The following is a 7243-nucleotide window of genomic DNA, read 5'->3' on the forward strand; positions in this document are numbered from 1 at the left end:
GTTTGGTATTTTGATCAAAATAAATCATAACATTACGTAAAAAAATAAGATCAAAGTGACCAAGTTCATCCAACTGATTTTGTAAGTTCGCTAATCCGAATTTTACTTTTTTCCTTAATGAATTAACAATTTTCAATGTGTCATGCTTGGTATCAATGCCTTTTCGGCAATACGTCTTGAGATAGGCTTTCGGTATATGTTCATGGCGTAGCATCGGATAAATACCTTGTGATGCAATTTGCAACACTTGACTATTGATATCGGTACCAACTATTTGCCATTCTCCTTGGTAACGGCTGTCTAATAACATTGCCAGAGAATAAGCCTCTTCACCTGTCGAGCTTGCTGCGCTCCAGCAACGGATCTGTTTTTTCCCCCATACAGTGAAGAGATGGTGCTGGATATAAGCAAAATGGGCCTCTTCTCTGAAAAAGTACGTTTCATTGGTGGTCAGCAAATTGATGGCTCGTTGCTGTTCAAGTTTACGTACTTGCTGATCGCTAAATTTCGTCAAATACTCAAAATAGTCCCGATATGAACTTATACCGAGCTCTCTTAAGCGCCCGCTTAGACGCCCAACCACCAACGCTTTCTTACTGGGTGTTAGTGCGATACCTGCAGATTGATATATCCAGCCACGATACAACTCAAAGTCTGCATCACTGATGATGGACATTTGCTCCATGGCTGAATTTCCAAGTTGCTGAGATTTGTGCTTAACTTGCAAGTTCATTCTGCTCTTTGACCTGTTCCATCATGGCCAACTCTTCAACAGATAGGACTTTATCCTCCGCTAAAATAATGACAAACTCTTCATCGAATTGAGCCATACCACAAATAAATTCGGTCCGGATCTTGGTACCAAAATTAGGGGCAGGTCTCATAAACTTACCTGATATTTCAATGACTTCAGAAACACTGTCAACCATAACACCTAGGTCTTGACGCTGTTCTTCATTCGTCACTTCGATAATGACAACACAAGTCTTTTTATTCACTTCTTGCGGTTTAAGATAAAAACGCCGAGCTAGATTGACGACAGGTACCACTTCACCACGCAAGTTAATAATGCCTTGAATGTAGTCAGGCATCATTGGCACCTGAGTTACTTTGCCATACTCTAATATTTCCTTAACATGCAAAATCGCAAAGGCGTACATTTCACCATTGAGCTGAAATGTTAAGTACTGTTGATCTTGTGCTAATTCTGTATTGGACTTAGCCAATATCATCGAGTTAGCCTCAACCGGGATAAGATTAGCCACATTCACCTCCAGCCACTAAAAGCGCACATACTCAGGTTCATCGTCCATAGAGACAAACTCAACATCTTTCTTCTGTTTAGGGCGTTGCTGCTCGTGGTGAACTGAAGATTTATTTACTGCTTCACGGCGATTATTTTCTGTTTTGAAGAAGGTCATTAGTTGCTGGAGCTGCTGTGCTTGGCTGCTCATCTCTTCAGAGGTCGACGCAAGCTCTTCTGATGCGGAAGCACTTTGTTGCGTGATACTGTTGAGCTGTTCCATCGCTTGGTTAATTTGTGTTGCTCCGGTTGCTTGTTCCATTGAAGCTGCGTTGATCTCTTGTACTAAATCGGATGTTCTTTGAATAGAAGGCACCATTTCATCCAGCAGTTTTCCGGCTTGTTCCGCTAAACCAACGCTATTTTTAGCGACCTCACCAATTTCTTGAGAAGCAACCTGACTGCGCTCTGCCAATTTTCGGACTTCTGCAGCCACCACTGCAAAACCTTTACCATGCTCGCCAGCTCTAGCAGCTTCGATTGCGGCGTTGAGCGCAAGTAAGTTAGTTTGATAAGCGATATCATCAATAATACCAATTTTCTCAGCTATCGATTTCATCGCTAACACGGTTTTAGCTACCGCTTCTCCACCTTCTTTCGCTTCTTTAGCCGCTTTACCTGCCATGCTATCGGTCACTTTCGCATTTTCAGTGTTTTGCGCGATTGAGGCTGACATCTGCTCTACCGACGAGGTAGTTTGTTCAACACTGGCCGCTTGTTCGCTCGCCCCTTGACTTAAGTTCTGAGCGGTAGCTGAAACTTCTTCGGATGCCGAAGCCAATGCATTACTTGAGCTATTCACTTCACCTACGATGTCTGACAACTTGGCCACCATTTTTTGCATGGCTTCAAGCAAGCGACCTAATTCATCGCCTGACGTCGCTTCAATTTTACCTGTTAAATCACCCACAGCGAGTCGGTTAGCCAGCGACACTGCTTGCTCTAAAGGATTACAGATCCCGCGGATCAAGGTAACCGCAAATCCAATACCAAACAGTAGCCCCAATATAATTGATCCAATGGCTATCATTTGTAGGTTGTCATAAAGCTCAACCTCATGGTTATAAACATTCTGCGCTTCATTAGATTGCAGCTGAATTAATGCATTTACTGTTTTTTCAACGGGTACATAGAGTGGGCGTACTTTATCAACCGCAAGGCGAGTCGCTTCATCAATGTCTAAACGTCGCAAAGCATCAATGGTGGGCTGTAGAGCTTGCTCAACAAAGACTTTATTTTGTTCTTCAAATTGTGTTGCTAATTCAGCCTCCTCCTTGGTTAATTTAGTTAACTTGTATTTGCCCCATTTGTCATCAATCACTTTGAGGTGGTTCTCAACCGTCTCAATCTGAGCACGAATAATATCCGCTTCTGGGTACAGTTGTGAGAAAGCCAGCGCTATACGATTGCTCAGAAGACGAGATTTAATGTCACCGATAGACAGTGCTGGTACGGTTCGGTCATAGTAGACCGTTTCTAGCCCATGCAGTGTTTTTTGCATGCCATAAAGCCCGAGTGATCCGACTACAATGAGTAACAAACTTAAGATGCCAACTAGCATACTTAGTTTGAATTTAACTGAAATATTTTTAAACATAGCCTATTCCTTTCTGACGATGTAATTGAGCCAAGTTAGTGCATTGCCAATAAGCGATGCTTCGACTCTTCCTTTATAATATGTTGCGATAAACTGGCGATATCTAAGATAAGAGCAATATCCCCGCTGCCCAAAATAGTCGAACCGCTGATTCCTTTAACCCGTGAAAAAATCGGCCCAAGTGGCTTAATTACGGTTTGTAATTCCCCCAACAAATTATCCACGATCAAACCAGCACTTTGCCCCGCACTACTGACCACCACCACATTTTGGCGTTTTGAGCGACGCGCAGTGAGGTTAAATTGCACTCTTAAATCAATTAAAGGCAGCACTTGTCCCCTGAGATTAATATAAGGTTTGCCTTGGCCATCTTTGAGCCACTGGTCATCAAGTTCGACGCATTCTTGAACGGCATCCAATGGCACAACGAAGGTTTCGCTACTCACTTCAATTAAGAAACCATCAATGATCGCGAGTGTGAGCGGCAATACAATCCGGATAGTTGTTCCTCGATTAAGTAGGCTGTGAATCTCTACTCGACCTCGCAAATCAGTAATATTTCGCTTCACTACGTCCATACCGACACCGCGTCCTGAAATATTGGAAACCTGCTGGGCCGTTGAAAAGCCGGGCTCAAAAATGAGCTGAAAAATCTCGTCATCGCTCACGAGTTGGTTTTCATCAAGTAGCCCTTTTTCAATCGCTTTTGCGCGCAATTTTTCGCTGTTGAGCCCTTTTCCGTCATCGCTCACATCGATCACTATATTGCCTGAGTCATGGTAAGCATTGAGCGTGATGGTGCCGTGAGAAGGTTTACCATTTGCGACACGCTCTTCCTCTGTTTCAATGCCGTGGTCAATCGCATTGCGCACTAAATGCATTAAAGGATCGCCAATTTTTTCAATCACTGATTTATCTAATTCGGTATCCGCACCGGTAATCGTAAGATGGATACTTTTGTTTAGCTCCTTCGCCATATCACGAACAACGCGTTGAAAACGGGCAAATGTCGCACCGATAGCCACCATTCTAAGCTGTAGTGCCGCGTCTCTGACTTCTTCGAGAAGGCCATTGAGCCGTGCAACAGATTCAATCATTACATTTTCGCCAATTAGCTCCGCCTGTAATGCACTGCCGGCACCTGCGGTGACCAATTCCCCGACTAAATTAATTAAGGTATCTAACTTTTCAGCATCCACTCGCAAGCTTTTTTGCTCTTTGGTTAGCGCCTCTCGGGCTTTACTTTGTTTATCGACCGCCGCATTGAGTACGGGTGCTAATTGAGCATCAGCCTGAGTGATAATTTCGCCTATGGGTATCGCGTCCGAACTCGCTTCTCGCCGCTCACTTTGTTGCTGCAATGCACGCTTCAATTCAGTCTCAGTGAGCGCGCCACAACGAACTAATATTTCGCCAATTCTATAATTTTCATCGGGCATTGATTGAATGTGCTCAATGAAGTCACCCACTTTGGCACTGGGTGGAAAGATGCGAACGTCACCTTCTTCACGAATGAATTCAAACACGTCTTCGATTTGTTGTTTAGATGCCGGCGAATAGAAACGCAGTTCAAAACCCAAATAACAACATTCCGGATCAAAGTTGTGCCAATCAGGTAATTTTCGGTCGACCGCCTCGATATAAATAACCTCTCCCAGCGTAGTTAAATAAGAAAGAAAAGAGAGCGGATCCATACCATCTTGGAATGCATGAAGCGGGAAAGTTAAAGAGATATGCCAGCAGAAATTATCGAGTGCGGTGTGATCAGGTTCAGATTCCGTGGTTGGTGAATGACTTTCTGGTTCAGATTGACCTAAAAACTCAGACAATCGGGCCCCTAAGCGCTGTCCGGTAACGTCATTTTCTGATGACTCTTGCCCCGTTTGAGCATCATCAATCAAGTTCACCATGTGATCGCGGCACTCAAGCAACAAGGAAATATGCTTTTCATGCAACTTAAGTTGTTCTGAGCGCAATAAATCAAGCAAGCTTTCTACTTTATGAGTAAAACGAACGATCTCATTTAAGTTAAATATCCCTGCTGAGCCTTTTACAGTATGCGCTGCTCGGAAAATTGCGTTTAATCGCTCATTTAAGCCATCAAGATTCCCGCTATCCAGTTCAAGAAGGTCAGATTCCATCCCTTCAAGCAACTCCCTACTCTCATTAAAATAAGTTTGGAGCGCCGCAGCCATCATTTCGTCCATAGTATCTCCCTGGGGCTTCGTCATTAGCTTGTCACTTTGTCTTATTGTGAACTCGAAAGAACGATAGGGTCATGAAACCATCCCACTAGCCCCAGTTTACCCAGCACATCCACCACGACTTCACTATGATGAATCAGTTCACATCCCTGTTCTATTCTTGCTTTTTTAAATGCCATCAATACTTGTACGCAACTGCTGTCCAGAGCAGTGACTTGGGAAAGTTCAATGGCGATCTTCTCGCTATGAGACACAAAAGGGGTCAGCTGCTCAAACAAATTTCGAGCCTCATAAATCGTCAGTTCACCGTCAAGTTTTAACATTAATTGCTCATCGGTTTGGTGTGGAGTCAGCATAATCCCCCCTTAGGCTTGGATCAGTTTTGCTACGGCGGCAAGCATCTGTTCAGGTGCAAAGGGTTTTACAACCCAAGCTTTCGCACCCGCAGCACGACCCTGTTCTTTCTTCGATGCCTCAGATTCAGTTGTGAGCATAATCACCGGCGTAAATTTTGTGTCTGGCCTTTGCTTCAGCTCTTTAAGTAAGGTAATGCCATCCATATTCGGCATATTTACGTCGCTGATGACCAAATGAACACGATTCCCGGCCAATTTGGATAATGCATCTTTACCATCATGAGCTTCGATCGTCTGATAGCCTGCTCCTTTTAAGGTCATACTCACAACCTGCCGAATTGAAGCCGAATCATCTACAACAAGTACCGTTTTGTTCATCACAGAGTTCCTCATTTATTCATTTACGGTTCTCAAAAGAAAGTAATGTCCGTGCTAGTCACCTTGCTTTTCACCTCAGTAACCTTGCCTTTGTGGCTTTCATGTTGTTCTATCATGGTGTAGTTCTTGGTCATTTTTTCCAGCCATTTTTGCGGGGATAATTCGCCTGCGATCGCATGATTGCTGTCTTGTTTGAGCAGCTCTAATGAGTCACTGAGTTCTTTGAGATTGGTGCTGATTTGCTCTAATATTTGGCTTACTCGGTCTTGAAATTGCAATTTCACAATCACACTACTGATTGTTTCCTTCACCGAAAATGCATCTTCTTTTAACCGCTCAGACTGTTGCTGTAAGGTTTGTGCCATATCTTGGAAGTGGTTAATGACATAATCGATACGCTGCTCGGTTTGTTCCATTTGTTCACTCTCAGCCGCAATAGCCATTTCAGCCGTCTTAAATGTAGTATTAATCGCATCACTGACAACGTTCACTTTCTCCGTCATGCTGCTAGCGATCTCCCTTGAACGCTGTGAAAGGTTACGCACTTCATCGGCCACCACTGCAAAACCTCGACCGGCCTCTCCCGCTCTGGCTGACTCAATGGCAGCATTAAGTGCTAATAAGTTGGTTTTTTCAGCAATGCCCACCACATCGGTTGCCATTTTTTTTAAATCGACTGTGTATTGATCAAGGCTGCGCATTTCATCAAGCATATGCTCTCTTGTCTTTTGGCTTTCTCTAAGCTCATCAACCGCTTTAGAAAGCATGGCTCGACAACGCTCAATTTCGCTCATTAAATTGCGCTCATCTTTTAAGGTTGAACCTTGCGAGAAGGAGAGTGCTTGTGAAAGCTGCGTGACAAGATCACCAAATTGCTGGCTCAGTTGAGTAACAGAATCGGTAAGTTGCACATTGGCTAAATCAATATGACGAGACCACACTGGCAGAGATTGAGCAAAGAGAGGCTCTAAAGAATGATATCCATCCAGTTGGATCTCTTGTGTTTGAGAAAGGTGTTCAATCGTCTTTTTTTGAGCTTTGACTTGGGAAATGAAGGATTCGTAATTCCAAATTGCATAGCTAACACTAGCAAAAGTAACAAATAATAGAGCCCAAACACCAAAATGTGTTGGCTGCGGCATAAGAGCAACTATCGACAATAGCACTAAGGGCACGTAAACACGTACCAGCCTAATGAGGAGCATGATTTATTATCCTTTAGCCATAAAACACTGACGAAAGCTATGACGTTATGTAAGAAGTTGTTATGCAACGCCTAGAGCTCATAACTAAAGATAGGAAAGCTTGGAGGAATCTGCAATGTAGTCGGTAGATGTAATTTTACTTTTGTTGTGTTAGGTAATTTTAAACAGTCCACTCTTATCAGTCAGAGTAACGATTGACT

Annotated in this window: 7 protein-coding genes; all 7 read right to left on the bottom strand. The window is 43.5% G+C overall.

The window, feature by feature from the left end; genetic code table 11:
- Positions 1–733, bottom strand: a 733-nt coding sequence (locus B9J84_RS12045; protein WP_094124226.1) for a protein-glutamate O-methyltransferase CheR, incomplete at its 3' end; no start/stop codon positions are given.
- The gene (locus B9J84_RS12050; protein ID WP_231564188.1) at positions 717–1265 is read right to left on the bottom strand and encodes a chemotaxis protein CheW; all 549 of its coding nucleotides are present in this window, start codon (positions 1263–1265) and stop codon (positions 717–719) included. The genes B9J84_RS12045 and B9J84_RS12050, both read right to left, overlap by 17 nt.
- A 15-nt stretch (positions 1266–1280) precedes the next feature.
- Complete coding sequence (locus tag B9J84_RS12055) at positions 1281–2900, bottom strand: methyl-accepting chemotaxis protein (protein ID WP_094124227.1); 1620 nt, start codon at positions 2898–2900, stop codon at positions 1281–1283.
- A gap of 35 nt (positions 2901–2935) precedes the next feature.
- Positions 2936–5131 carry a chemotaxis protein CheA gene (locus B9J84_RS12060; RefSeq protein ID WP_094124228.1) on the bottom strand — a complete coding sequence of 732 codons (2196 nt, stop codon included), beginning with the start codon at positions 5129–5131 and terminating at the stop codon, positions 2936–2938.
- Between the two features lie 17 nt (positions 5132–5148).
- Positions 5149–5460 carry a lipid asymmetry maintenance protein MlaB gene (locus tag B9J84_RS12065; RefSeq protein ID WP_013856760.1) on the bottom strand — a complete coding sequence of 104 codons (312 nt, stop codon included), beginning with the start codon at positions 5458–5460 and terminating at the stop codon, positions 5149–5151.
- A 9-nt stretch (positions 5461–5469) separates the two neighbouring features.
- Complete coding sequence (locus tag B9J84_RS12070; RefSeq protein WP_013856759.1) at positions 5470–5853, bottom strand: response regulator; 384 nt, start codon at positions 5851–5853, stop codon at positions 5470–5472.
- Positions 5854–5870: 17 nt separating this feature from the next.
- Positions 5871–7043: a methyl-accepting chemotaxis protein gene (locus B9J84_RS12075; RefSeq protein WP_013856758.1), complete on the bottom strand. Its 1173-nt coding sequence runs from the start codon at positions 7041–7043 to the stop codon at positions 5871–5873.
- Between the last annotated feature and the right edge of the window lie 200 nt (positions 7044–7243).

This window comes from Vibrio sp. V03_P4A6T147 (assembly GCF_002241085.1).
Taxonomy (GTDB): domain Bacteria; phylum Pseudomonadota; class Gammaproteobacteria; order Enterobacterales; family Vibrionaceae; genus Vibrio; species Vibrio anguillarum.